Origin of the sequence: Flavobacterium piscisymbiosum (assembly GCF_020905295.1) — a bacterium.
Lineage (GTDB): Bacteria > Bacteroidota > Bacteroidia > Flavobacteriales > Flavobacteriaceae > Flavobacterium > Flavobacterium piscisymbiosum.
In genome coordinates this window covers 4,525,290-4,549,386 of sequence record NZ_JAJJMM010000001.1, presented here as the reverse complement: position 1 = coordinate 4,549,386, position 24,097 = coordinate 4,525,290, and the positions used below count along the sequence as shown (strand labels likewise).

Below are 24,097 nucleotides of genomic sequence, written 5' to 3'. Positions count from 1 at the left end.
TAACCGCAAAGAACGCAAAGATTTACGCGAAGGTCGCAAAGTTTTTATCATTTAGATCTTATTTTTATAAAAACTTTGCGTGCTTTGCGGTAAAAGTCAATCTAGTTCTTATAAATGATAAATTTCTCGTTTAGCCCCGATAGAGCCGGTATCCTTTGAGAGGAACGAACAAAGATAAAGGTGAAAGCGGGACAGAAAGTCTTGAGAAAACATCATTTTTCTGCTCCTTAAAATTCTGCTACATAATAAGGCGAACTCCGCCAAGATCTGAAACTCGGTAAGAAAACTTGTTTCCGGGAGAACCTATAAACATAAAGTTTTTTGGGATTTTCCACTTTTTGGATAATTCGTCGATGATTTCAGGACCAAAAACGCCTTTAATTTCTAGGTATTCCAGATCGATTTCATCGTAAGCGCGATCGAGAACTTCAAGATCTTTTATCAAAGCTTCGTTTCTTGAAGTATTGTTTGTTACGTATACGATCTTTAATTTATTGGTGGTTTCATTTCCCTGAACATATTGCAGGACTTTGTTGAGAATGGCAATATCATCGCCTTTGGTGAAAAAGACAAATTCCTGCGAATTGATTTCGACACTCATTCGTTGTAAATAACGATTGCTGAGAATGACCATTTTACGTAAAGGCTGATAGAAATATTCTAAAGCTTCGATGAGTAATCGAATTAAGATAACACGATTCAACATGATTCCGATAAAAATCAGCGACGGAACCATATATTTTAAGAAGGTATAAAATGAATTGATGTTGAGTTTCATGTTTCCAATGAAAGCAGCAATGATAAAAGAAACCGCCAGAACAACTGCAATTCCGCGAGCACGCTCTGGTCTTGGTAATTTTTTGCGCTTGAATTTGAGTAAAAGATTTCCGATTCCGAATAATGCCATTACAGCCAAAAAAGAAAAGGTATAAACTCCGGCCAATGATTCTAAATGGCCACTTGTTGCAAAAAGGACGGAAATGCATAAAACCAAAAAGCTAATTACAATTCTATAATGTGAACCTCTTTTATTTTGTTTCAGAAAATAATTAGGAAGAATTCTGTCTAAAGTCATTCGGTTTAATAATCCGGAAACTCCAACAAATGAAGTTAATACAGCTCCGCACAAAACTAAAACGGCATCTATAGAAATTAGCCAGGCTAGCCATGATCCTCCGGTGGTTTGTCCTAAATGGGCAAGAAGTGATTCTTTATTGTCGCCAACTTCGGTTAGCGGAATAATACTTATTAATAATATGGCAATTACAGGATTGAAGAAACTTACGATTGCCCACATATTTCGGAGCGTTTTTGGAAAAACTCCAGGTTCTTGCTCTTCTACAAAATTGGCCGAGCTTTCGAAACCTGAAATACCAAGCATGGCTGCCGAAAAACCAAGAAAAAGTGCTGTTTTAATATTTTCGTAGGCTATAGGGGTTTCCCAATTGATATGAAAAATTTCAAAACCATTGTTTAAAACGAACCATAATGACGCTAAAACAAGTAGGGTTAAAGTAGCTAAATGGGTGATAAAAATAATCACGGCCACGAATGCCGATTCGCCAATTCCTAAAATAGCAAGCCCTGTAAATAAAACGAGAACTATAACTGTTGCAATAGTTACATTTAAACTTTCGAAGATTCCGTGCAAATAATGCATGCCTTCTGAGGCTGAAATTACCGCTGTTGCCATATACGACAAAACGGTTAATGTGGCAGCGAGGGAAGCCAATCGTTTGGTTGATGTGTTTAGCAAAACATTGTAAGCTCCTCCGTTTAAAGGGATTGCGCCAACAACTTCTCCGTAAATTTTTCTGAACAAGTATAAAACAACGGCAACTATTAATAATGAGATCCACGCGTATTGCCCTGCATATAAAATAGTTAAAGCTGAAACATATAAACAGGAAGAACTAATATCGTTTCCGCAAATTGCCGTTGCCTGTAATTGATTTAGTTTTTTGTGTACAAGTTCTTTCATAGTTATTCAAGATTAAAACACGATTAACTCAACAAAAAGAGTAACAAACAAGCAATTGTAATTGATGGCAGATAGTGAAAACTAAAAATATATTTTAGCTACTGATTATTTAGATTCCTGAAACTTTTTGAGCGATAATAAGGCCTGGTCCTGAATTTTCTTCTGAAAAAATCCTGTCCATCCTAATAAATAGCCCATTGGACCGAAAGCTTGTTTCGACCATTTCCAGACATCAAAATTGTCGGTATGTTTGATGATTAAACCGTCCTGAAAAGCAAATTCGGCAGCAATAGTATTGATTACTTTTCTGTTGGTTTTGCTGAAATTATAGGTAGCTTTCCATATTGCTGATCCTGTAAAATGATCGGCTTTTACATCTGAAAATTCTATTTTGATATTGCCTTTGCTTTTTAAAATAAGCATTTCCCACATTTTAGAAACCTGATCTTCTTTTAGTAAGCCAAAAGCAGGATCTATAAAATGAATTTTTGGATGGTAACATTCGCTCATGGTTTTAGCATCGGCGTTGGCAAAAGCAGTATAGAATTTGGTGATTAAAGCCTCGTTTGGATTCATATGGTACTAAATTAGAGTATAAATATAAGATTTATTAGACAAAAAAAATTATTTATAAAGCACTAATTGCTGCGGCGGTATCAAATGATTTTTTAGATTTATCGAAGGCTGTAGAAAAATAATCTTTTTTGTTTGAAGCTGTAAAATAACCGGTTTGATCACCAAAGGCATTTGAATTTCCGGTAACTATAAAACGAATTCCTTTGATATCATTTTTTTTCAGTTTTACCATTTCGGCCGGAGTGAAATAATAATAAGATGATGTTGTGCCTTCAGCACTTTCGTTTACTTTTTTGTCAACGCATGGAATGACATCTCCGTTTGCTAAATCAACATACAAACCACCAGAAATTCTGGTTTTATCATTAGCCGTCTTAATCGTTAGTTTTAAAACGCCTCCTTTTTCTGTTTTTGCAATTTGAACATTTGCTTCGCCTGTGTAAACATATTTTTCGCAAATGAACGTATAATTTTCTGTTGCCGGGTAAGGTTTAGCACCTTTTATAACCATTGTTTCCTGAGCGTTTGCGAATGTTGAAATTAGCAGTAATAAAAAAAGAGGCAGTTTTAAATTCATAGTTTTATTTTATTGTTCTGTTAGTTTAGAATCAAATTTTTCATCCCAATCCATTGATTTAATGGCAGAAATCAAATTATCTTCATTCACAAAAACGCGCAATTCTTTATTGGCAACTTTTTTTGTGTATAAAGCATGATAGCGATAAACCACTTCTTGTTTCGTTTTGTAAACGCCATCTAATTTTAAATCGATAAAGCTTCCGTAATACTGTCTAAATCGCTGACATGTTTTGGTTAAACGCTCTTCGGTTGTGTTTTCCCTAACCGATGCCGTAACTTCTGTGTCATTAAATGGTTTAAACTTTGATGTATTACAAGTTTCTAAAACTCGTTTTCCTAATTCGTAAGCTTTTTGTTGTTGATTGGCATTGATTTCTGAACCAGAAATTTTCTTAATCTTTAAATCTTCGGTATCTCTGCTAATGGTTTTCGATTTACATCCAATTAACAACAACAAACATATAATCAATCCTGCTTTCTTCATAACTATTTAAGTAATTTTTAATAATAAGTTAGGGTCAGGGCAATTTTCTATATAAAAATTCAAATCATTTGTATTACAAACTCCAGGATAATCCCCATTATAATCTTCGATATTTTTTATAATCTGAAAATGTACATGAGGAGCATAATCACCGTTTACGGTTGAATTCCCTAAGGTTCCAATTTTTTGACCTTTAATAAAAACTTTCCCAACACTTAGTTTTTCTATACTTTCTAACGATAAATGTCCGTATAAAGTATAAAATTTTTCATTTTCAACAATGTGCTCTAAAATAATTGTCGGGCCATAATCTCCCAAACCAATATTATTTTTAAAGCTGTGCACCTTTCCGTCAAGTGGTGCCAAAACTGCGGTATCTGCTTTTGTCCATAAATCGAGACCAATATGAATATTGCGTTCCGGAATAGAATCGTTTTTGAAAATCGTACTTCGCTGATATAAGGTACGACCTTCTATATAACCTCCGTAAGCAACTTCGGCATTGTTTTTTTCTAAACAATTAGATATAAATATTTCAAATTCAGCTGCATTCGCTGGTTTTTGCTCCATCAATTCAAGATTCGTTATAGATAAATCTAACGGAATGTATTTTGAAAGATGGATCTCAGAATCAATTACTTTAGTAGGTGGTAAGGCTTTTAATATAGAGGCAAGAGGTTTCATAAAGTTTACAATTTAAGAGACTTTTTCGATAATTATTAATTCATTATGCACTTCGATGCGGGGCAGCATTTTTGAAGTAAATAATTCAGCGTTTATTTCTGATATATATTTTTTATTACGAACATTATGGGCTTCATCTAAAATCATGGTATTAAAAAGAACAAATCCGTGATTTTTTAAAAGAGAACAAATTCGTCCGCTAAAAAAGCTTTCAAACAAAAAGTTCGGCATTTTGATATCTTCAAAAATATCAATAATAATGAGATCATATTTGTTTTTTGTTTTTAATACAAATTCAAAAGCATCATCAATTACAATTTCCAGTTGTTTTATTTGATCAAGGTTGAAATACTGATTGGCAATCTGGATAATATCCGAATCAATTTCGACACCGGTAATTTTACCTTTATATTCAATTTCGTCCACCAGTGTTTTGATGACGCTCCCGCCGGCAACGCCCAAGAGTAAAATATGATCCATTTTACGAATCGCGTCATACCCTATATTTCTAAGACCATATCTTAATATACGTTGCAAACTTCCGTATGAATAATTGGTATTTTCAGAATCAAGAACCAATTCTCCGTTTGCCCAGGTAACTTCGATAATTTTGCTTCTTTCTGATTTTTTCTTGAATATTTTTATTGGAATGATATAACTGAATAATTTTTGAATCATTTTTAAATGCTTTTACTCAAATTTACCACTTTAAATCTTTTATTTTGCAAGAAAAATAAACTTTGATGAAAAAACAGTTGTATAAATTCATCTTTTTTAAGCTAATGGGCTGGAAAATAGTAGGAATTGAAAATGCGGAAGTGAAAAAATGTGTGATAATGGTGATGCCACATACAAGTAATCATGATTTTTATTTAGGAATATTTACTCGCGGAATCTCTGGATTAGAGATGAATTGGGTTGGAAAGAAAGAATTATTCAAATTTCCTATAGGATATTATTTCAGAAGTGTGGGAGGAGAACCACTGGATCGTACCGGCGGATTAAATAAAGTAGATTCAATCGCAGCTATCTTTGACAGAAAAGAAGTTTTCCGTTTGGCTGTTGCTCCAGAAGGAACCCGCAAAGGAGTTAAAGAAATAAAAACAGGATTCTATTATATTGCGCTTAAAGCAAACGTACCTATTGTTCCCGTTGCTTTTGATTGGGGCAAAAAAGAAGTCAGCTTTGCAAAACCATTTTTACCAACCGGAAATTACGAAGCAGATCTTTTGATTCTGAAAAAACATTATAAAGGAGTTGTGGGTAAAATTCCTCAAGATGGCTTTCAACTGTAAATTTTCGATATTTTTTTAATTAAGTGAGAATCCCTTAAACGAAAAATATTTTCATTTTTTTTGAGATATGCGATTTTTTCAGATTACGGATTATAGGCCTTGAAAGTTCCGTTTTTATAAAAAATAACAATTTTCTCGATTTCACTTTCTTCAGAACTTAAATTTTGATTTTTAATTTCTGGAGAAATCCTTGTTGCTGGTTTTTCAACCTCTTTATAATTAATAGCAGAAAATAAATCTCCGCCACTTATATTTTCATTTGAAGAAATAGGAGCAGGAGTTTTTGATGTTTCTACAACTTCATCATTATTTTTAGGAAAACTTCCTTTTCCATTCAAAATCCAATAGAGGTCAACATCAGGAAAAACTTCCATAATCTTCATGACAAAATCTAAGCTTGGTTTGTTTCTGCCAGAAAGTAGGTGAGACATACTAGAACGCTGTACCCCAATTTTATCGGCAAAAGAGGATGCATTTAGAGCATAATAGTCCAATATAATTTCTAGACGTTTTACAAAATCATCGATGTTTACCATTGTAAATTATTGTTTTTAAAATCGTTGTTTACAAATGTAATTAAAAGAATCTAATAAAGCAATTTTACAGTTGTAAATTAATAAAAGGAGAGGATATTATATTAATTATCACTTTAATCAATAGCGTTTAAATAGCTAATTATAAGTAGTTTGATTTTGTTTAATTAAACTTATAACATTTGTCAACTCCTGTATACACTAATTGATTAATAAACCTTAAAATCTTGTTTACAATTATAAATTATCATTATTTTCAACTGTTTACAATTGTAAAAATAAAGATGTTTACTTTTGTAAACTAATCAAAAGACAATGAATTTAGAAGAATTATTTAGCCAATACAACGAAAAAACAATAGAGGGCCGTTACCTGACTTTAGATCATATTCAGCCATTATTAGATAAACTAAATACTAATAATCAAGTACAAATAATTGGAAGATCGGTTTTAGACGAACCTATATATAGTTACCAAATTGGAACAGGAGAAACTCGTATTTACCTTTGGTCACAAATGCACGGGAACGAAAGCACCACAACAAAAGCGCTGTTTGACTTTATTAATGTATTAAACAGCGGATCTGAAATTGCTGAGAAAATGCTTAAAACGTTTACATTTTATAGCATTCCTATTTTAAATCCGGATGGTGCAAGACTTTATACAAGAGAAAATGCAAATAAAATTGACTTAAATAGGGATTCTCAAAACCTAACTCAGCCTGAAAGCAAGGTGTTAAGGGAAGTTTTTGAGACTTTTAAGCCTCATTATTGCTTTAATCTACACGATCAGCGCACTATATTTGGTGCTGGAGATACAGGGAAACCTGCAACTGTTTCATTTTTAGCACCTTCATATAATGAAGAAAGAGAAGTGAATGAAAACCGTTTGAAAGCCATTAATGTTATTGCCGGAATCAACGATGTATTGCAAAAATATATCCCTGGACAGGTTGGTCGCTTTGATGATTCATTTAATATCAATTGTATAGGGGATACTTTTCAGTTTTTAGGAGCACCTACCATTTTATTCGAAGCAGGTCACTTCCCTGATGATTATGACCGCGAAATCACTCGAAAGTTCATATTTTTCTCACTTTTTTCAGGCTTTCAACTCATTGGCGAAAACGATTTAGTTGATAACAGAATTAATGATTATTTGAATATTTCACAAAATAAAGTGGTTTTTTATGATTTTATGTATAAAAATATCAAAATAAATTATGATGGTATCGAAATTATTACGAATTTTGTCGCACAATACAAAGAAGAATTGATTGAAAATAAGATTCATTTTAACGCTTACATAGTTGAAGCGGGCGAATTGGAAAATTATTTTGGACATTACGAATACGATGCGAAAGGAGCAATTTATTCTGATGACTTTAGTGGTTTTCCGAAATCGAATCAAAAAGCAGATTTTTATTTAAATAAAAATGTTAAATTTGTTAACGGATTGATAAAAAGTTAATTTTTATGTGAATTTGTTGTTTTTTATATATATTTTTATACTTTGTAATAGCAATTAGTAATATTAATTAAAGAATTATGAGTAAATTTCGTTTAGATGAAGTAGATCACCAGATTTTAGATATGTTAATAGACAATACGAGAGTTCCGTTTACTGACATTGCAAAAAAACTATTGATATCTGCTGGTACAGTGCATGTTAGGGTTAAGAAAATGGAAGACGCAGGAATAATAATGGGTTCTTCATTGGCTTTGGATTACGATAAATTAGGGTATTCATTTATTGCATACGTGGGTGTGTTCCTTAATAATACGTCTCAAACTAAATTTGTATTAGAGCGAATCAATCAAATTCCGTTCGTAACAGTAGCATCTGTAACGACAGGAAAATTCAACATCTTTTGCAAAATTAGAGCAAAAGATACTAAGCACGCAAAAGAAGTTATCTTTATGATAGATGATATCGATGGTGTTTACAGAACAGAAACTATGATTTCATTAGAAGAAAGTATCAACGATAAGAAGCGTTTGATGCATACTATTTTTAAAAATATGTAATTTTTTCTTGAATGCTATATTAAAATATAACCTCAAGTTTATTCTTGGGGTTTTTTTATGACTAATTAACCACAACTACAAATAGATTATGTACACGTTGCCTAAAATAGAACGTTTTAATCAAGATGTTCTCTCAAAATACCACATTTATAATAGTGTATTTATAACATTGCCTTTTGATTCTATAGACAATACGGGAGCATTACTTCCTTTATTTACAGAGACATGCGAAACGGGATTTAAAAAACATGAAACACCAAAAGAGATATTCGATTTCTTCTCTAATCGTTACTTAAACAACGCCACAGAAAAGGATAAGATCGATTTAATGTTTCGATTTATTCAATATACAGAGCGTCAAATTGTATTATTTGATGCTATTGAAGATGCTGCTTTTCCGGAAGTTAACAACATGGAAGGCCGAGGATCTTTGCGTGATATCAAAGAGAAATCAGATGCCAAGGAAAAAGATCATGAATTGATTGAATTCTTAGAAAATTTTAATGTTAGAACAGTTCTAACAGCGCATCCAACACAATTCTATCCTGGGCCAGTTTTAGGAATTATAAATGATTTAACGGACGCTATTCGTTTAAATGATTTATTAAAAATCAAAGAATTGTTAGCGCAATTAGGAAAAACACCTTTTATCCAGAACGAAAAACCAAATCCTTACGATGAAGCGGTTAGTTTGATCTGGTATTTAGAAAATGTATTTTATGCAACTTCAGGTGAAATTGTTCATTATTTGCAAAAGAATATTCTTCACGGAGAAGCTATTCAAAACCAATTAATAAAACTTGGTTTCTGGCCAGGAGGAGACCGTGACGGAAATCCTTTTGTTACTACCGAGATAACTTTAAAAGTTGCGGATCGTTTACGTACCTCTATATTAAAGTGTTATTATATCGAAATGAGAAATTTAAAACGTAAGTTAACTTTCTCAGGTGTAGATACTTTGGTAGCCGAACTTGAACATAAACTTTATCGTTCTGTATTTTATTCTAAAGGTGAAATTTATATCACATTAGATGAATTACTGACACAATTAAATCTTATTCGTGATATTATTATCGAAAAACACCAATCTCTTTATTTAGATGATCTGGAAGCGTTTTTGGTGAAAATTAATCTTTTTGGTTTCCATTTTGCAACTTTAGATATTCGTCAGAATAGTAAAATTCATGATGCAGTATTTAAAGATGTTGTAAATCATTATTTAAATTCAGGCTCTGCAATATTTCCTTCTAACTATTTTGAATTATCTGAAGATGAAAAATTAGTTGTTTTATCTAAAGTAAAAGGAGAATTAAATCCGGCTGATTTTGAAAATGAAATCACAAGATCTACTTTAGAGTCTGTTCAGGCTATTAAAACCATTCAGAAAGCAAATGGTGAGTTTGGTGCCAATCGTTACATTATTAGTAATAACGAAAGCGCATTGAATGTCATGGAGACTTTTGCTATGATTCGCTTAAATAATTGGGAACATCCAACAGTAGATATTATTCCGCTTTTTGAATCTGTTGATGATTTGCAAAATGCGCATCATATTATGGAGCAATTGTATACGAATCCAGAATATTCAAAACATTTGCAGGAAAGAGGAAATAAGCAAACTATCATGTTAGGTTTCTCTGACGGAACTAAAGATGGTGGTTACTTAATGGCAAACTGGAGTATTTATCAGGCTAAAATTGCTTTGACTGAAATATCAAGAAAATATGGTATTAAAGCCATTTTCTTTGACGGTCGCGGCGGACCTCCGGCACGTGGTGGTGGAAAAACGCATAAATTTTATGCTTCTTTGGGTCCAAAGATCGAAAATAACGAAATTCAGATTACAGTTCAGGGACAAACGATTAGTTCTAATTTTGGAACTTTGGATTCCTGTCGTTATAATATCGAAAATTTATTAACTGCCGGTGTAACCAATCAGGTATTTAGTAAAGAGAAAAACGAATTGAGTGCAGATGAAACTCAGATTTTAACTCATTTGGCTGATTTAGGTTATGAAAAATACCTAAGCTTTAAGAATCACCCAAAATTCATTCCGTATTTAGAGAAAATGAGTACGTTAAAATATTACTCGAAAACTAATATCGGAAGCCGCCCTTCTAAAAGAAGTAAATCTGAATCATTAGATTTTGCTGATTTAAGAGCGATTCCTTTTGTAGGTTCATGGAGTCAATTGAAACAAAATGTACCTGGATTTTTTGGAGTAGGATCGGCATTAAAACATTTTGAAGAATCAGGACAATGGGACAAAGTACACGATTTGTATCACAATTCTTTATTCTTTAAAACATTGCTTGAAAACAGTATGATGTCACTGGCCAAATCATTTTTGCCGTTAACAGCTTACATGAGAAATGATCCTGAATTTGGTGAATTCTGGCAAATTATTTACGATGAATTTCAGGAAACAAAACGTTTATTACTTAAAATAGCCGGTCATAAAACGCTTATGGAAAACTATCCTGATGGTATAGCATCGATTCAGGTAAGAGAGCGTATCGTATTGCCGTTGTTGACAATACAGCAATATGCTTTATTAAGAATTAATGAACTGAATAAAGAAAATGAGGTTGATGAAGAGTTGGTAAAAGTATACGAAAAAATTGTGACCAGATCACTTTTCGGAAATACTAATGCAAGTAGAAACTCAGCATAAATTTGATTTAAAGAATTAGAAATTAATAAATATGAATTCAAATCAGTTATTGGAAACAGAATATTCAGGTCCTTTTGCGAATTATGTTCGCGAAGCGGGAGAAGTTAATTTAATCGAGGAATTAGAAATTTCTCTTCATGATTTTATTCGATTTGTTCAAAATATTCCCCTCGATAAATTTGATTATCGTTATTCCGAAGGTAAATGGACTATCAAAGATATTATTCAGCATTTGATCGATTGCGAGCGTATTTTTGTTTATCGCGCTTTGCGTTTTTCAAGAAACGATAAAACCGCTTTACCGGGATTTGAAGAAAATGATTATGTTGATAATACTTTTGCAAACAAAAGAAGTATTCAGGAATTATTAACTGAGCTTTCTGCTTTAAGACATTCAACTTTATTGTTTTACAAAAGTTTATCTGAAGAGCAACTTAAAAGAGTTGGAACTGCTTCGACACATCAAATTTCGGCAGGCGCTTTAGGTTTTGTAATTATCGGACATCAAAAACACCATCAAAAAGTTTTCGAAGAAAGGTATTTATAAGTTTACTTTTTTAATATAAAAAAATCCTGTGAAGAATGTTTTCACAGGATTTTTTGTTCTCAGATGATTTATAATTCTACTAAGCCAAAAATGAAATAAAAAATAAAAAAAACAAAGAAAATTATTTTTTCAATTCTAATTTTTTCAATCGGGAGTTTATTGCGCCTTCATTTCTTCCTAACAAAAGCGCTATTTCTTGCACTTTCTTTCCTAGATAAAAATTATGAACAAGTTCTGTATCTTCCTCTGAACTCCATTTTTTATAGGCTTCAGGATTTTCTAGCCTTTTTTCATCCAATGAATAAGCTTTAATTTTTAGCTTTTCATCGTCATTTTTGTGCCTTTCAAGAAAAGCCAATCCAAATCGAATTTTATCGTAAGACATTTTTTCTTCAAAATAATCATAATAGGGTTTCAATGCAGTTGGAAATTCAAGTTCGATTTGCGCTTTTTGCAATTGAGAAATTTCTTTTTCTCCAACAAACTGATTTAAATCAAAATCATGTCCATCAACATATAATTTTGCTAAATGAGAAACAATTGTGGTTTGTCCGAGGTTTCTTTTTCTTGCAATTTCTTCAACTGTATCACCACTTTTGAACATCTCTAAGGTTGTTTTATAGGTGTTGCCTTCTTTTTTAGCTTTTGCAATTGTCTTTTTTGCATTTTCATAATACACAATCGCATCTATAAATTCCCGACCGTATTTTTCCAGTTTTACTTTACCAACACCATCAATGGCCAGAAATTCTTCGTCACTCATAGGACGAAAAGTTTCCATGTGTCTTAACGCAGCATCACTAAAAATGACGTAAGCCGGAACTTCTTCATCTTTGGCGATCTCATAACGTAATTTTCGAAGTATTTCAAAAAGAGAACTTTTCGCTGCTTTGGTTTTTGTTTCTTTTACTTCGTTTTTATCAATTACTTTTTTAACAACAGTATTTAGTTTTACTTTTTCGCCTTCAAATAAAACTTTTTTAGCAAAAGGGGTAAGTAAGATTTTATTGTGTTGATGAAATGCAATTTCGCAATATCCTAAATTAATCAACTGAATTAAATATTGATTCCAGTCGTACCATGAAATGTCAGTGCCAATTCCGTACGTTTTTAAGTCTTGATAATTTTTTTCGTAGATATACGCGTTTTTCGAGCCGCGTAAAAAATCTACAATTACCGCCAAAGGCTCAGATTCCTGTAAACGACTAATAGCTGACAATGCTTTTTGCGCGAGAATCGTACCATCGAAAAAAGTTGGAGGATTTTTGCAAATATCGCAGTTTCCACAATTCTCTTTTACAAGTTCTCCAAAGTAGGAGAGCAGAATTTTTCTTCTGCAGCTCAAAGCATCAGCATATTGTTTCATTCTTTCGAGTTTTGCCAGCTGAACATCTGAGTTCAATCCTTCAGATGCAAATTTCTGAAGCTGAATTACATCAGCGTAACTTTCGAACAAAACAGTTTCAGCAGGTAATCCGTCACGACCGGCTCGGCCAATTTCCTGATAATAACCTTCGATATTTTTAGGTAAATTATAATGAATCACCCAACGAACATTCGATTTATCGATTCCCATCCCAAAAGCAATGGTCGCACAAACCACCTGGCAATCGTCGTTTATAAATTCGTCTTGTGTTTTTGCACGAAGCTTATTTTCTAAACCGGCATGGTACGCTTTTGCTTTTACACCATTTTTTTGCAGTTTCAATGCCAGCTCCTCGGTTGTTTTTCGACTTAAGCAATATACAATTCCGGATTCATTGGGTTTATTTTCTACAAAATCTATAATTTGTTTTACACGATCTAACGCAGGACGAACTTCGAGGCTTAAGTTTTTTCGATCAAAAGAAGCTACAAAAGTTTTGGGATTTCTTAAATTTAATTGCTTTGTAATATCTGTTCGCGTCGCTTTATCAGCTGTTGCCGTCAACGCCAGAACAGGAGTAGAAGGGAATCGGCTTTTTAAATATCCTAAATTAGTGTAAGCCGGACGAAAATCATGTCCCCATGACGAAATACAATGCGCTTCATCAATTGCAATTAAGCTAACTGTCAATTCATTAAAAACAACATCAAGATAAGACAAACTTTCCGGTGCTATATAAACGAGCTTAAATTTGTTTGATTTTAAATTATCAATATAAAATTGCTGTTCTTCACTAGATTGACTGCTATTGATATAACAAGCATTGATTCCGTTGGTTTTTAAACTGTCAACCTGATCTTTCATCAGGGCGATTAGAGGCGAAATAACAATTGTGATTCCCGGCAAAACCAGAGCAGGTAATTGAAAACATATCGATTTTCCTCCTCCGGTAGGCATTATTGCTAATGTATCCTGACCTGAAAGTATCGTATTAATGATTGTTTCCTGATTGGGTCTGAATTTTTCAAAACCGAAATTCTCTTTTAGTTTGGCGTGTAAAATTTCTGAATTCATAGGGCTGATATTTACTAATCTTTAAATATAATAAAAAGTTTAAATATAGTATTTTTCTTATATTTAAAAATACGATTTTACTGAATTAATAAAAAAAGGAACCCGAATAGAGTTCCTTTAGTTTATTTTGAAAGATGAGAATTAATCTTCGTCGTCTTCATCATCTTCGTCAGCAATATCATCTGGATCTTTATCCTCATCGTCATCATCATCTCCGCCGTCAGTATCTGGTTTGTCTATTGCATCATCGTCATCGTCATCATCAATATCGTCATCAAGATCAAGACCTTTTACTGGTTCGATTACATCAACATCTACGTCGATATCATCGTCTTCATCGTAATTCTCGATTCTGTCAGCAAGTTTAGTACTAATTTTTACTAAATAAATAGTGTCTTCAGTACGAACTTCAACAGCTTCGATCAATTCGTTTTTAGCATTTCTAAAACGGATTACATCCGAATCATCATAACCATCAGGAAATTTTTCTACCAAAAGGTTCAAAATTTCGTTGGTAAGTTTAGCGTAGTCTACTATAACTCTTTTCATAAATATCCTATAAATCTAATAAGTAAGCAAAAATTAACGGTGCAACAATTGTAGCATCCGACTCAATAATGAATTTTGGAGTTTTTATATCTAATTTACCCCAAGTGATTTTCTCGTTTGGAACCGCTCCGGAATATGATCCGTAACTAGTTGTTGAATCTGAAATCTGGCAGAAATAACTCCAAAACGGAATATCATGCATTTCCATATCCTGGTACAACATCGGAACCACACAAATAGGAAAATCTCCTGCAATACCACCACCAATTTGGAAAAATCCAATTCCGTTAGCACTATTTTTTGGATACCAGTCTGAAAGGAAAACCATATATTCAATTCCTGATTTCATGGTAGACGCTTTTAAGTCTCCTTTGATCACGTATGAAGCAAAGATGTTCCCCATCGTACTATCTTCCCATCCTGGTACAATAATAGGTAAGTTTTTCTCTGCAGCCGCATACATCCAGCTATCTTTTAAATCTATTTCGTAATATTCTTCTAAAACGCCAGATAACAACATTTTATACATGAATTCATGCGGAAAATAACGTTCTCCTTTATCATCAGCATCTTTCCAGATTTTGTAAATGTGTTTTTGTAAACGACGGAATGCTTCATGTTCAGGAATACAAGTGTCTGTAACACGATTTAATCCTCTTTCAAGCAAAGCCCATTCGTCTTCTGGTGTTAAATCACGATAGTTTGGCACTCTTTCGTAGTGAGAGTGTGCTACTAAGTTCATGATGTCTTCTTCTAGATTGGCTCCAGTACATGAAATAATCTGTACTTTATCTTGTCTAATTATTTCGGCAAAAATTTTACCAATTTCTGCTGTACTCATAGCGCCAGCCATACTTACCATCATTTTTGCACCATTTGCCAATTGTTGTTCGTATGCTTTTGCAGCATCAACTAAAGAAGCAGAGTTAAAGTGTAAATAATGTTTTTCAATAAACTGACTGATTGGTCCTTTCATTTTGTTTTTGTTTTTTTGTTTTTTTTTGAATTAAAAGTTTAACCTTTTAGATGTACTGCAAATTAATAATTTTATGGATATTAACATTTAATTTACAGGTTTTTTTTTATACTTTTTTAGTATATCCTAAAATCTTCAATACATCGTCAGAAGTTTGTTGTTCTGAGAAAACTTCGGTGGCCAAAATGCCATTTTCGTCACGATCTATTAAAATATGTTTAGGCTGCGGAATCAAACAGTGGTGTAATCCACCGTAACCTCCAATGGTTTCCTGATACGCACCAGTATTAAAGAAACCAATATACAATGGCTTTTCTTTGTTGTATTTAGGCAAATAAATGGCGTTCATATTTTGCTCTGAGTTGTAATAATCGTCACTATCACAAGTCAAACCTCCTAATAAAACCCGCTCGTAAGTATCATTCCAACGGTTGACCGCCAGCATAATAAAACGTTTGTTTATAGCCCAAGTATCCGGCAAAGTAGTAATGAAAGACGAATCGATCATGTTCCATTTTTCTCTATCATTTTGTTGTTTTTGATACAAAATCTGATAGATCGCGCCACCGCTTTCACCTACAGTAAATGATCCAAATTCAGTAAAGATATTAGGAACATCAACTTCAGCTTCATCGCATGCTATTTTAATCTGATTGATAATCTCATCAATCATATATTGGTAATCATATTCGAATGCCAATGAATTTTTAATAGGGAAACCACCTCCAATGTTCAAACCATCAAGAGTAGGACATTCCTTTTTAAGGGCAATGTATACTTTGATACATTTTACCAATTCATTCCAGTAATATGATGTATCGTTTATTCCGGTATTAATGAAAAAGTGAAGCATTTTAAGCTCTAATCTGTCATTTTCCTGGATTTGTTTTTTATAGAATGCAACTATGTTTTTGTATCCGATACCTAATCTTGAAGTATAAAACTCAAATTTTGGTTCTTCTTCAGCTGCAATACGAATTCCAATTTTGAATTTTCCTTTAATTTCAGCCTGTAACAAATCCAGCTCTTCATAATTATCAATAATCGGAATAGTATTTTTATGTCCGCTATTGATTAATCGCGCTATATTAGTAATGTATTCGTCTCTTTTAAATCCGTTACAAATAACATAGGTACTTTTGTTTATTTTACCATTTTCAAGCAAATTTTCTACGATATTAACATCAAAAGCTGATGATGTCTCAATATGAATGTTATTCTTGAAAGCTTCATTCATAATGTATTCAAAATGAGAACTTTTTGTACAATAACAATAGTAGTATTTAGCATCGTATTTATTCTTTTCCATTGATTTTCTGAACCAGGACTTTGCCTTATTAATGTTTTCAGAAATTTGTGGTAAATAAGTAAATTTTAAAGGCGTACCGTATTGTTCAACCAATTTCATCAAATCGATATTGTGAAATTGTAAGTTGTCTTTGTTTAATTTAAATTCCGTTTGAGGAAAGTAGTAAGTTTGATTAATTAGATCAGAATATTTTGTATTCATTTAGTTTTCGATATTTAGAATTGTAATTTTTTAATTTAGTAAACTGTGCTAAATCTAAAATTCAAACCCTAATATTCGCAAATACAATTTGCAGTTTTTCGTGTTCTGCTTTCGAATATTGAAAAACATCAAAACAAAGCGGACTTTTACTATTATAAAAACGGTTCAACATCCTTAGCAAGGAACTATTGAGCCGGTTTCTATAAGAACTGAATTGTCTTTGTTTATTGTTTGTTTTCATCGTGGCAAATGTAAAAAATAATATATACCTAAAGCAAAGCTTTTTATTAAAAAAAGTTTAAGATTTATAATCTTGAAACGCGTCTAGAATCAATTTATTTTCAACGGATTGATTAATTTTTATTTTCCCGATTCCTTCAATTAATGCAAATTGAATCAGACCGTATTCATTTTTTTTGTCATGAATCAGCAATTCAAGGATCGGATCGATGTCATTTTCTTCGATTTTTACATCATCATAAATACTCTTTATTGCCGTTTTAATTTCAGCATATTCTTCTGTTGTGATTAAGTTTTTGTGTAATGAAATATAACTTTCCAGAATCATTCCAATCGCAATGGCTTCACCGTGTAACAATGTCTTTTTTGATTCGCTTTCGAGAAAATAACTTTCGATAGCGTGACCTAATGTATGACCAAAATTCAATGCTTTACGAATATTCTTTTCGGTTGGATCCTGAATTACAATATCATTCTTAATTTCTACCGAGCGATATATTAGTGCATCAAAATCAGCAAAATCAATGGCTTTTAAGTCTAAAAACTGTTTCCAGTAGGCTGCATCATATATAAGACCGTGTTTTAGCATTTCGGCCAATCCTGAACGCATTTCGCTTTGTGGTAAAGTTTCAAGATAATTTGTATCAATAAGCACCATTTGAGGCACATTAATAACACCAATCTGGTTTTTAAGATTTCCTAAGTCAACTCCGGTTTTTCCTCCTACAGAAGCGTCAACCATAGATAATAGGGTAGTTGGTATATTAATAAAATCTACTCCACGTTTGAAAGTCGAAGCTACAAATCCGCCAAGATCTGTTACAACACCACCACCAAGATTAATGACAAGCGATTTTCTGTCGGCACCAAGTTCTGTAAGTACTTTCCAGATTTCGATACAAGTTTCAATATTTTTATTGATTTCACCAGATTCAAATTCAATAATTTCTATTGTTAAATCGGTTTCAAGTAAAGGCAAAAATTTTGGTAAACAATACTCATTTGTTTCATTATCAACTATAATAAACAAATTAGAGTATTTATTTTCTTTTAAATGATTATTTAGGGCTTCGTAAGCATTTTGGTTAAAATGCACGAGATAATTATTAGCTTGAATAGATTGCATATTTCTGTAGTTAATTGAAACCGCAAAATAAGGCATTTTTAGCTAAATAATATTCAAACTTTTGTTCTAATTTGTTTTAAAATGAATGATTTTAATTAAGGTTTGGGTTATTTGTTTTAATTTTTGATATCTAATATTTTATAATAAAGTAAACTCTTACTTAATAAATTAGTGTATTAGATAATTTTGTTAACGATATTAAAAATTATGCTATGTTTTAGTAAATAATATTCAAAACTCTATCTATATTTGCACAAAAAACTGACCTTAATGGAAAAAATATTCGATAACACTCAAGTTGCATTTTCGTTAAAAAGCGATACAGAACTTGATAGAGCTTATTTTCTTTTTAAAATGATCGACAGCCAACCTTTAGTAAGGATAGGAACTGCTGTTACCAATTTTGCTATAAAAGCAAATCTTCCGGTAGAAGGATTAATTCGTGCAACTGTTTTTGACCATTTTTGCGGTGGTGTAAACGAAAATGATTGTATTACGGTAGTAGACAAAATGTTTACCAAAGGTGTTTCATCTGTATTAGATTATTCTGTTGAAGGAAAAGAAGAAGAAGAGCAGTTTGATGCTGCTTTAGAAATGACTTTAAAAACCATTGAATTTGCTAAAGAACGTTTAGCGATTCCGTTTGCTGTATTTAAGCCAACAGGTTTTGGTCGTTTTGAATTGTATGAAAAATTAGGAGAAAAACAAACCTTGACTTTGGCAGAACAAGCAGAGTGGGATAGAGTAGTAGCCCGTTTTGATCATGTTTGCGGTGAAGCGCACAAAAAAGATGTCGCTTTATTAATTGATGGTGAAGAAAGTTGGATGCAGGATGCTGCTGATGATTTGGTTACCGCTATGATGCGCAAATACAATAAAGAGAAAGCAATTGTTTTTAATACTTTGCAAATGTACCGTTGGGATCGTTTGGATTATTTGAAAAATCTACATGAAGTTGCTAAAAAAGAAGGTTTCTTTATTGGAATGAAATTGGTTCGTGGTGCTTACATGGAAAAAGAAAACAAAAGAGCGGAAGAGAAAAATTACGTTTCGCCAATTTGTGTTTCTAAAGAAGCTACAGATATTAATTATGATGCTGCTGTACATTATATGTTAGAGCATTTAGAAATAATGTCAATTTTCGCGGGAACTCATAACGAATTGAGCTCTTATAAATTGATGGAAATGATGCAGGAAAAAGGAATTGCCAAAAACGATAATAAAATCTGGTTTGGACAATTGTACGGAATGAGTGATAATATTAGTTACAACCTTGCTGAAAACGGTTATAATGTAGCGAAGTATTTACCATTTGGACCTGTAAAAGATGTTATGCCGTACTTAATTCGTCGCGCTGAAGAAAATACTTCGGTAGCAGGGCAAACAAGCCGCGAATTATCTATGATTAAGGCAGAACGTAAACGCAGAAAAGGGAAGTAGATTTTAGTCTCAGTCTCGGTTTACATTTTTATATAAAAAAATCCAAATTCCAATGTTAACAATTGGAATTTGGATTTTTTTTTATTGAAATTTTTAAGCTTTTTTAGAAAGAAACCTGGCATTGTAAAACTACCATTCCTAAACGATCGCTTTGTTTGTATGCGCCAATAAGTGTTTTGTCATAAACAGCTCTGTTTTGGTAATTTAAACTAAACTTTGGACCCAAAGTTCCGGTTGTATAATAATTGACACCCAATTCATACATCGTCATTGGTGTATCTAAAGCTTCTAAATCGGCAATTTGTGTTGCTGCGTAAGGCTGAAAACGACCTTTTTTAGCTTCATTATCTGATTTGCCAAAAAGATATCCTAATTGAGCATAATAAATATTTCCCGTACCAACGCCAATAAATCCGGCACCAGAACCATTAATTAACGTATTATCTCCAATTGCAGGATTTGGCGTATTTACAGACTGAATATAGTTTTTACCGTAATCATTATTATTAAAAGCCGCATAAGCTGTTAGTGCAGCTCCTTTAGCGTTAATTGGACTATCATAAAAAACATCAAATCCTAAAACTTTCATATCATCATAAGCTACAGTTGCATCCGGCGTTAAATGCCACATCGCTTTGGCTTGCGTCATATAACCTAACGCTACATTGAAAACCTTTTTTGTTCCCAAATAAGTTCCTTTGTGATACGCATCTTCAAGTGATTCCTTATCCAGGAAAGAATACGTTAGAATTCCGGAATATTGTGCTCTTGGTGTTTCAGTACTTAAGGTCGAATTTAATCCAAGATTATTGTTTGAATTTCGATACGGATTTGTAATTGCTGCACGGTAATTAAATTTTCCTAAATATCCTTTTGCATAAATACTTAAGTTTCTATTTCCAAAAGTTGATGATGTATTGGCAAATTGCTGATACATTGGCGTATCTAAAGTAAGTTGCGAAGAAGAACTATTTGCCGAATAACGGGTTGTTCCTGCTCCCCAAGCGGTTAATCCACCACCAATATGAAGTTTTTCGTTAAAATGATATTCTCCCAAGGCATCCATAACAGAAAGGGGTGCATTTGAAGGTCCGTTATTCTGTGTAAAATTGATATTGTTCTGACCCAATTGTAAATGAAAGAAGATGTTCTCTGTAATCATTCCCATGGCTTGTAAGCGCAGACGTCTAATTACAATATCATAGGCATCATTGACTTCTGTAGTTCCAATTTTACTATTGGGATTCAATTCTGAATATCTTCCCCAAACCTGAAGATTCATTCCAAATTTGATGTATTTCGAACCGTCGGGACTGATATTTACAACGTTAAAAGGTTTTTCCTGAGCAAGAACACTTATGGTGTTTAGGATAATAAATAATAAAATCAGGGCGAGTCTTAAATGTGGCATTTAGTTGTATTTAAAATTAATTATAGGCTTTTAGTTTTTAATAGTTGCTAAACTGAAGATTACTTAGGTTTTTATAAGTACCGTTTTCAAGATTTATTAATTCCTGATGTGTACCTTCTTCGGTTATTTTTCCATTATCTAAAACTAAAATTTTATCAGCATTTCTAATAGTTGACAGACGGTGAGCAATAATAATACTTGTTCTTCCTTCCATCAAAACTTCTAACGCTTCCTGAACTAATTTTTCGCTTTCACTATCTAAAGATGACGTCGCTTCATCTAAAATTAAAATACTTGGGTTTTTAAGCAATGCTCTTGCAATCGCAATACGTTGACGTTGACCTCCGGAAAGTTTTACACCGCGTTCTCCTACGACAGTTTCGAATTTTTCAGGGAAACCTTCAACAAAATTCAAAGCATTGGCTTGTTTTGCAGCCAGCATAATTTCTTCATCGGTTGCATCTGGTTTTCCGTATGCAATATTTTCTTTGATAGTTCCTCCAAATAAAATAACATCCTGAGGAACAATACTCATATTACCACGAAGATTTTCTAAATCATAATCGTAAATATTTTTTCCGTCAACGGTAATTTCGCCTGACTCAATATCATAAAAACGCAATAATAAAGAAGAAATAGTAGATTTTCCGGCTCCACTTGGCCCTACAATTGCAATTTTTTGACCAAATTCAGCTGTAAAGTTTACATCTTTTAAAACTTGTACTTCTTTTCTTGAAGGATAACTAAAAGCAACGTTTTTGAAAGAAACATTTCCTTTTATTTTTTCTAAAGGTTCTCCATTTTGCGTTGCATTTATTTTTTCAGGAGTTTCTTCTAATAATTCAAAAACTCTCTCGGTAGCACCAATTGCTTTTTGAATTTGCGCATATAATTCGGCAATTCCTCCAAAAGAGGCTCCTACAAATGTAGAATATAGTACGAATGAGATCAATTGACCAACGCTCATTTCGCCGGCAATGCTTAAACGTACACCATACCAAACTACAGCTACAATTGCACCAAACAAACAGAAAATGATAAAAGAGGCAAAATAACCACGGTATTTACCGCCTTTGATAGCCAGTTTTACCACTTCGCTTATTTTCCCTTTATAACGGGCAACTTCATACCATTCGTTAGCAAAAGCTTTTACGATACTAATTCCCTGCATAGTTTCTTCTACGATAACTTGGCTTTCTGCCACCTGATCTTGTACTTGTTTAGAATATTTTCTAATAAAGCGACCAAAGATTACTGCAGCAACCGCTACAAGAGGAACTACAGCCAACATTAATAAAGTCAATTTAAAACTTTCTGTAGCCAATAGAATAACACCACCAATAATTAGTATGAATTGACGTAAAAACTCTGCAATTGTTGATGTTAATGTATCCTGAATTTGCGTAATATCTGCACTAATACGGCTGTTTAACTCGCCAACTCTTTTTTGGGAAAAGAAGGTCATTGGCAGTTTTACTAAATTAGTGTATAAAGACAAACGCAGATTTGCGAGTGTATTTTCGGTAAAATTGACAAATAATGACAATCTGAAGAAAGAGCAGAAAGATTGTAGAAACAGGATTACAATTAATCCCAGTGCAATTTGGTTGGCCTGATCGTTATCTTTGTTCTTGACACAATCAATCAACATTCCCATTAATTTAGGAAAGGCAAGGGCAGTAGCCCCAGTAAGTAACAAGAAAACCAATCCAACATAAAATTTCCATTGGTGTTTTCCGGCGTATTTGAATATTATGGTCGCTTTATTAAGTGAAGTAGCGGTAATTTTTGATTTTGGTAAATCATTTTCTTTAAATCTAGCCATTTGAGTATACAATTAAGGTACGCAAATATAGGATTATAGCAAGTGAACTCAAAAGAATATTATAAATTAGCTTTTGAGATTTCATTATTTAACTAAATTTAAAGAAATCGTAATTTTATTCTTTTTTTAAAAAGCTGAAAAATAGATTAATAAATAAAAACATTAAAATAAAATGATTTTCTTTCGAAAAAAGGCTTGCAAATACAAAATCTAGCTTTACATTTGCACTCGCAATCACAAACGATAGCAACCTAAAATAGGGCGATTAGCTCAGCTGGTTCAGAGCACCTCGTTTACACCGAGGGGGTCGGGGGTTCGAACCCCTCATCGCCCACAAAATTCCAAAAACTCCAAGATCATTTGATTTTGGAGTTTTTTGCTTTATATCTATTTATGAATTTCACTGATTACATCCTATTTAGCGAAAGCAAAAACAAATTTCACATTGGCTTTACTTCTAATTTAGAAGATAGAATCATCAGACACAATCAGAAAAGTAAAGGTTTTACAGTAAATGTAAATGACTGGAAAGTTGTTTATACTAAAAAATATGAATCCAAAGAAATTGCACACAAAAGAGAATTACAGATCAAATCTTGGAAAAGCAGAATCAAAATTCAAGAATTAATTCAATCCAAAGATTAACTCAGATAGATCAGAGCATTCCGATTTTTAATCGGAAGTGGTCGGGGGTTCGAACCTTCCGATAAAAATCGGAACAGGCTATCATCGCCCACAAAATTCCAAAAACTCCAAGATCATTTGATTTTGGAGTTTTTTGCTTTATATCTATTTATGAATTTCACTGTTTACATCCTTTTTAGCGAAAGCAAAAACAAATTTTACATTGGCTTTACTTCTAATTTAGAAGATAAAATCATCAGACACAATCAGAAAAGTAAAGGTTTACAGGAAATGTAAACGACTGGAAAATTGTTTACACAGAAAACTATCCATCAAAAGAGCTTGCACATAAAAGAGAATTACAAATTAAATCTTGGAAAAGCAGAATTAAAATTCAAGAATTAATACAAAACAAAGATTAGTTCAGCTGGTTCAGAGCATTCCGATTTCTTCGGAAGTGGTCGGGTGGGCGAACCTTCCGATAAAAATCGGAACAGGCTATCATCGCCCACCAAGAAACTCCTTAAGAAATTAAGGCGTTTTTGTATGGCTATTAATTTAGTAATGTTGTCAGTT

22 protein-coding genes and 1 tRNA gene are annotated in these 24,097 nt (G+C 32.7%); 9 read left to right on the top strand and 14 right to left on the bottom strand.

Annotation, left to right across the window (positions count from 1 at the left end):
• Positions 1-238 precede the first annotated feature (238 nt).
• The 6 genes from LNP81_RS19635 to LNP81_RS19610 form a co-directional block, all read right to left on the bottom strand.
• Complete coding sequence (locus LNP81_RS19635; RefSeq protein ID WP_230038793.1) at positions 239-1,981, bottom strand: APC family permease; 1,743 nt, start codon at positions 1,979-1,981, stop codon at positions 239-241.
• A gap of 105 nt (positions 1,982-2,086) precedes the next feature.
• A complete protein-coding gene (locus tag LNP81_RS19630) occupies positions 2,087-2,557 on the bottom strand; it encodes a nuclear transport factor 2 family protein (RefSeq protein ID WP_230038791.1) in 471 nt (156 codons plus the stop codon).
• Between the two features lie 52 nt (positions 2,558-2,609).
• Entirely contained in the window at positions 2,610-3,134 is a 525-nt protein-coding gene (locus tag LNP81_RS19625; protein ID WP_230038789.1) for a hypothetical protein, read from the bottom strand.
• 9 nt (positions 3,135-3,143) lie between these two features.
• Entirely contained in the window at positions 3,144-3,620 is a 477-nt protein-coding gene (locus tag LNP81_RS19620) for a hypothetical protein (protein ID WP_230038787.1), read from the bottom strand.
• A gap of 6 nt (positions 3,621-3,626) precedes the next feature.
• Entirely contained in the window at positions 3,627-4,304 is a 678-nt protein-coding gene (locus LNP81_RS19615) for a peptidoglycan DD-metalloendopeptidase family protein (protein WP_230038785.1), read from the bottom strand.
• A 12-nt stretch (positions 4,305-4,316) separates the two neighbouring features.
• The gene (locus tag LNP81_RS19610; protein ID WP_230038783.1) at positions 4,317-4,982 is read right to left on the bottom strand and encodes a spermidine synthase; all 666 of its coding nucleotides are present in this window, start codon (positions 4,980-4,982) and stop codon (positions 4,317-4,319) included.
• A gap of 65 nt (positions 4,983-5,047) precedes the next feature.
• Between LNP81_RS19610 and LNP81_RS19605 the strand changes: the two genes are divergently transcribed.
• Positions 5,048-5,599, top strand: a complete 552-nt coding sequence (locus LNP81_RS19605) for a 1-acyl-sn-glycerol-3-phosphate acyltransferase (protein ID WP_230038781.1) — start codon at positions 5,048-5,050, stop codon at positions 5,597-5,599.
• 83 nt (positions 5,600-5,682) lie between these two features.
• On the opposite strand, the gene LNP81_RS19600 is transcribed toward LNP81_RS19605, so the two are convergent.
• Positions 5,683-6,135 (bottom strand): helix-turn-helix transcriptional regulator, encoded by a 453-nt coding sequence (locus LNP81_RS19600; protein WP_230038779.1) that lies wholly within the window; start codon positions 6,133-6,135, stop codon positions 5,683-5,685.
• Positions 6,136-6,447: 312 nt separating this feature from the next.
• On the opposite strand from LNP81_RS19600, the gene LNP81_RS19595 reads away from it, so the two are divergent.
• The 4 genes from LNP81_RS19595 (at position 6,448) to LNP81_RS19580 (ending at position 11,380) form a co-directional block, all read left to right on the top strand.
• Positions 6,448-7,602, top strand: coding sequence for a M14 family metallopeptidase (locus LNP81_RS19595; protein WP_230038777.1), 1,155 nt, complete (start codon positions 6,448-6,450; stop codon positions 7,600-7,602).
• A 77-nt stretch (positions 7,603-7,679) separates the two neighbouring features.
• The gene (locus LNP81_RS19590; protein ID WP_008468989.1) at positions 7,680-8,159 is read left to right on the top strand and encodes an Lrp/AsnC family transcriptional regulator; all 480 of its coding nucleotides are present in this window, start codon (positions 7,680-7,682) and stop codon (positions 8,157-8,159) included.
• An 88-nt stretch (positions 8,160-8,247) separates the two neighbouring features.
• Complete coding sequence (locus LNP81_RS19585) at positions 8,248-10,833, top strand: phosphoenolpyruvate carboxylase (protein WP_230038775.1); 2,586 nt, start codon at positions 8,248-8,250, stop codon at positions 10,831-10,833.
• Between the two features lie 31 nt (positions 10,834-10,864).
• A complete protein-coding gene (locus LNP81_RS19580) occupies positions 10,865-11,380 on the top strand; it encodes a DinB family protein (protein ID WP_230038773.1) in 516 nt (171 codons plus the stop codon).
• Between the two features lie 121 nt (positions 11,381-11,501).
• Here the strand turns inward: LNP81_RS19580 and recQ are convergent, their stop codons facing one another.
• The 5 genes from recQ to aroB all read right to left on the bottom strand — a co-directional run bounded on the left by recQ (position 11,502) and on the right by aroB (position 18,221).
• On the bottom strand, positions 11,502-13,820 hold the full coding sequence (gene recQ, locus LNP81_RS19575) for a DNA helicase RecQ (protein WP_230038771.1): 2,319 nt from the start codon (positions 13,818-13,820) through the stop codon (positions 11,502-11,504).
• A gap of 141 nt (positions 13,821-13,961) precedes the next feature.
• Positions 13,962-14,369 (bottom strand): DNA primase, encoded by a 408-nt coding sequence (locus tag LNP81_RS19570; protein ID WP_230038769.1) that lies wholly within the window; start codon positions 14,367-14,369, stop codon positions 13,962-13,964.
• 7 nt (positions 14,370-14,376) lie between these two features.
• Positions 14,377-15,345, bottom strand: a complete 969-nt coding sequence (locus LNP81_RS19565) for a deoxyhypusine synthase family protein (protein WP_056253513.1) — start codon at positions 15,343-15,345, stop codon at positions 14,377-14,379.
• 106 nt (positions 15,346-15,451) lie between these two features.
• Positions 15,452-16,855, bottom strand: a complete 1,404-nt coding sequence (locus LNP81_RS19560; RefSeq protein WP_230038767.1) for a type III PLP-dependent enzyme domain-containing protein — start codon at positions 16,853-16,855, stop codon at positions 15,452-15,454.
• A 298-nt stretch (positions 16,856-17,153) separates the two neighbouring features.
• Positions 17,154-18,221, bottom strand: a complete 1,068-nt coding sequence (gene aroB, locus LNP81_RS19555; protein ID WP_230038765.1) for a 3-dehydroquinate synthase — start codon at positions 18,219-18,221, stop codon at positions 17,154-17,156.
• A gap of 270 nt (positions 18,222-18,491) precedes the next feature.
• Between aroB and LNP81_RS19550 the strand changes: the two genes are divergently transcribed.
• Positions 18,492-19,661 (top strand): proline dehydrogenase family protein, encoded by a 1,170-nt coding sequence (locus LNP81_RS19550; RefSeq protein WP_230038763.1) that lies wholly within the window; start codon positions 18,492-18,494, stop codon positions 19,659-19,661.
• A 103-nt stretch (positions 19,662-19,764) separates the two neighbouring features.
• On the opposite strand, the gene LNP81_RS19545 is transcribed toward LNP81_RS19550, so the two are convergent.
• Positions 19,765-21,072: an OprO/OprP family phosphate-selective porin gene (locus LNP81_RS19545; RefSeq protein WP_230038761.1), complete on the bottom strand. Its 1,308-nt coding sequence runs from the start codon at positions 21,070-21,072 to the stop codon at positions 19,765-19,767.
• 37 nt (positions 21,073-21,109) lie between these two features.
• Entirely contained in the window at positions 21,110-22,897 is a 1,788-nt protein-coding gene (locus LNP81_RS19540; RefSeq protein ID WP_230038759.1) for an ABC transporter ATP-binding protein, read from the bottom strand.
• A 259-nt stretch (positions 22,898-23,156) separates the two neighbouring features.
• Here LNP81_RS19540 and LNP81_RS19535 point away from each other — a divergent pair.
• The 3 genes from LNP81_RS19535 to LNP81_RS19525 all read left to right on the top strand — a co-directional run bounded on the left by LNP81_RS19535 (position 23,157) and on the right by LNP81_RS19525 (position 23,818).
• Positions 23,157-23,231, top strand: a tRNA-Val gene (locus LNP81_RS19535).
• 59 nt (positions 23,232-23,290) lie between these two features.
• The gene (locus LNP81_RS19530; RefSeq protein ID WP_230038756.1) at positions 23,291-23,542 is read left to right on the top strand and encodes a GIY-YIG nuclease family protein; all 252 of its coding nucleotides are present in this window, start codon (positions 23,291-23,293) and stop codon (positions 23,540-23,542) included.
• A gap of 150 nt (positions 23,543-23,692) precedes the next feature.
• Positions 23,693-23,818 carry a GIY-YIG nuclease family protein gene (locus tag LNP81_RS19525; RefSeq protein WP_230038754.1) on the top strand — a complete coding sequence of 42 codons (126 nt, stop codon included), beginning with the start codon at positions 23,693-23,695 and terminating at the stop codon, positions 23,816-23,818.
• Positions 23,819-24,097 lie beyond the last annotated feature (279 nt).

What these genes read in the sequence shown, in the direction of transcription:
- LNP81_RS19585 (WP_230038775.1), top strand. Translation starts at nt 8,248, where the DNA reads ATGTACACGTTGCCTAAAATAGAACGTTTTAATCAAGATGTTCTCTCA.
- LNP81_RS19635 (WP_230038793.1), bottom strand. Translation starts at nt 1,981, where the DNA reads ATGAAAGAACTTGTACACAAAAAACTAAATCAATTACAGGCAACGGCA.
- LNP81_RS19610 (WP_230038783.1), bottom strand. Translation starts at nt 4,982, where the DNA reads ATGATTCAAAAATTATTCAGTTATATCATTCCAATAAAAATATTCAAG.
- LNP81_RS19615 (WP_230038785.1), bottom strand. Translation starts at nt 4,304, where the DNA reads ATGAAACCTCTTGCCTCTATATTAAAAGCCTTACCACCTACTAAAGTA.
- LNP81_RS19545 (WP_230038761.1), bottom strand. Translation starts at nt 21,072, where the DNA reads ATGCCACATTTAAGACTCGCCCTGATTTTATTATTTATTATCCTAAAC.
- LNP81_RS19525 (WP_230038754.1), top strand. Translation starts at nt 23,693, where the DNA reads ATGAATTTCACTGTTTACATCCTTTTTAGCGAAAGCAAAAACAAATTT.
- LNP81_RS19595 (WP_230038777.1), top strand. Translation starts at nt 6,448, where the DNA reads ATGAATTTAGAAGAATTATTTAGCCAATACAACGAAAAAACAATAGAG.
- LNP81_RS19560 (WP_230038767.1), bottom strand. Translation starts at nt 16,855, where the DNA reads ATGAATACAAAATATTCTGATCTAATTAATCAAACTTACTACTTTCCT.
- LNP81_RS19620 (WP_230038787.1), bottom strand. Translation starts at nt 3,620, where the DNA reads ATGAAGAAAGCAGGATTGATTATATGTTTGTTGTTGTTAATTGGATGT.
- LNP81_RS19590 (WP_008468989.1), top strand. Translation starts at nt 7,680, where the DNA reads ATGAGTAAATTTCGTTTAGATGAAGTAGATCACCAGATTTTAGATATG.
- aroB (WP_230038765.1), bottom strand. Translation starts at nt 18,221, where the DNA reads ATGCAATCTATTCAAGCTAATAATTATCTCGTGCATTTTAACCAAAAT.
- LNP81_RS19565 (WP_056253513.1), bottom strand. Translation starts at nt 15,345, where the DNA reads ATGAAAGGACCAATCAGTCAGTTTATTGAAAAACATTATTTACACTTT.
- LNP81_RS19540 (WP_230038759.1), bottom strand. Translation starts at nt 22,897, where the DNA reads ATGGCTAGATTTAAAGAAAATGATTTACCAAAATCAAAAATTACCGCT.
- LNP81_RS19570 (WP_230038769.1), bottom strand. Translation starts at nt 14,369, where the DNA reads ATGAAAAGAGTTATAGTAGACTACGCTAAACTTACCAACGAAATTTTG.
- LNP81_RS19630 (WP_230038791.1), bottom strand. Translation starts at nt 2,557, where the DNA reads ATGAATCCAAACGAGGCTTTAATCACCAAATTCTATACTGCTTTTGCC.
- LNP81_RS19550 (WP_230038763.1), top strand. Translation starts at nt 18,492, where the DNA reads ATGGAAAAAATATTCGATAACACTCAAGTTGCATTTTCGTTAAAAAGC.
- LNP81_RS19600 (WP_230038779.1), bottom strand. Translation starts at nt 6,135, where the DNA reads ATGGTAAACATCGATGATTTTGTAAAACGTCTAGAAATTATATTGGAC.
- LNP81_RS19625 (WP_230038789.1), bottom strand. Translation starts at nt 3,134, where the DNA reads ATGAATTTAAAACTGCCTCTTTTTTTATTACTGCTAATTTCAACATTC.
- LNP81_RS19530 (WP_230038756.1), top strand. Translation starts at nt 23,291, where the DNA reads ATGAATTTCACTGATTACATCCTATTTAGCGAAAGCAAAAACAAATTT.
- LNP81_RS19580 (WP_230038773.1), top strand. Translation starts at nt 10,865, where the DNA reads ATGAATTCAAATCAGTTATTGGAAACAGAATATTCAGGTCCTTTTGCG.
- recQ (WP_230038771.1), bottom strand. Translation starts at nt 13,820, where the DNA reads ATGAATTCAGAAATTTTACACGCCAAACTAAAAGAGAATTTCGGTTTT.
- LNP81_RS19605 (WP_230038781.1), top strand. Translation starts at nt 5,048, where the DNA reads ATGAAAAAACAGTTGTATAAATTCATCTTTTTTAAGCTAATGGGCTGG.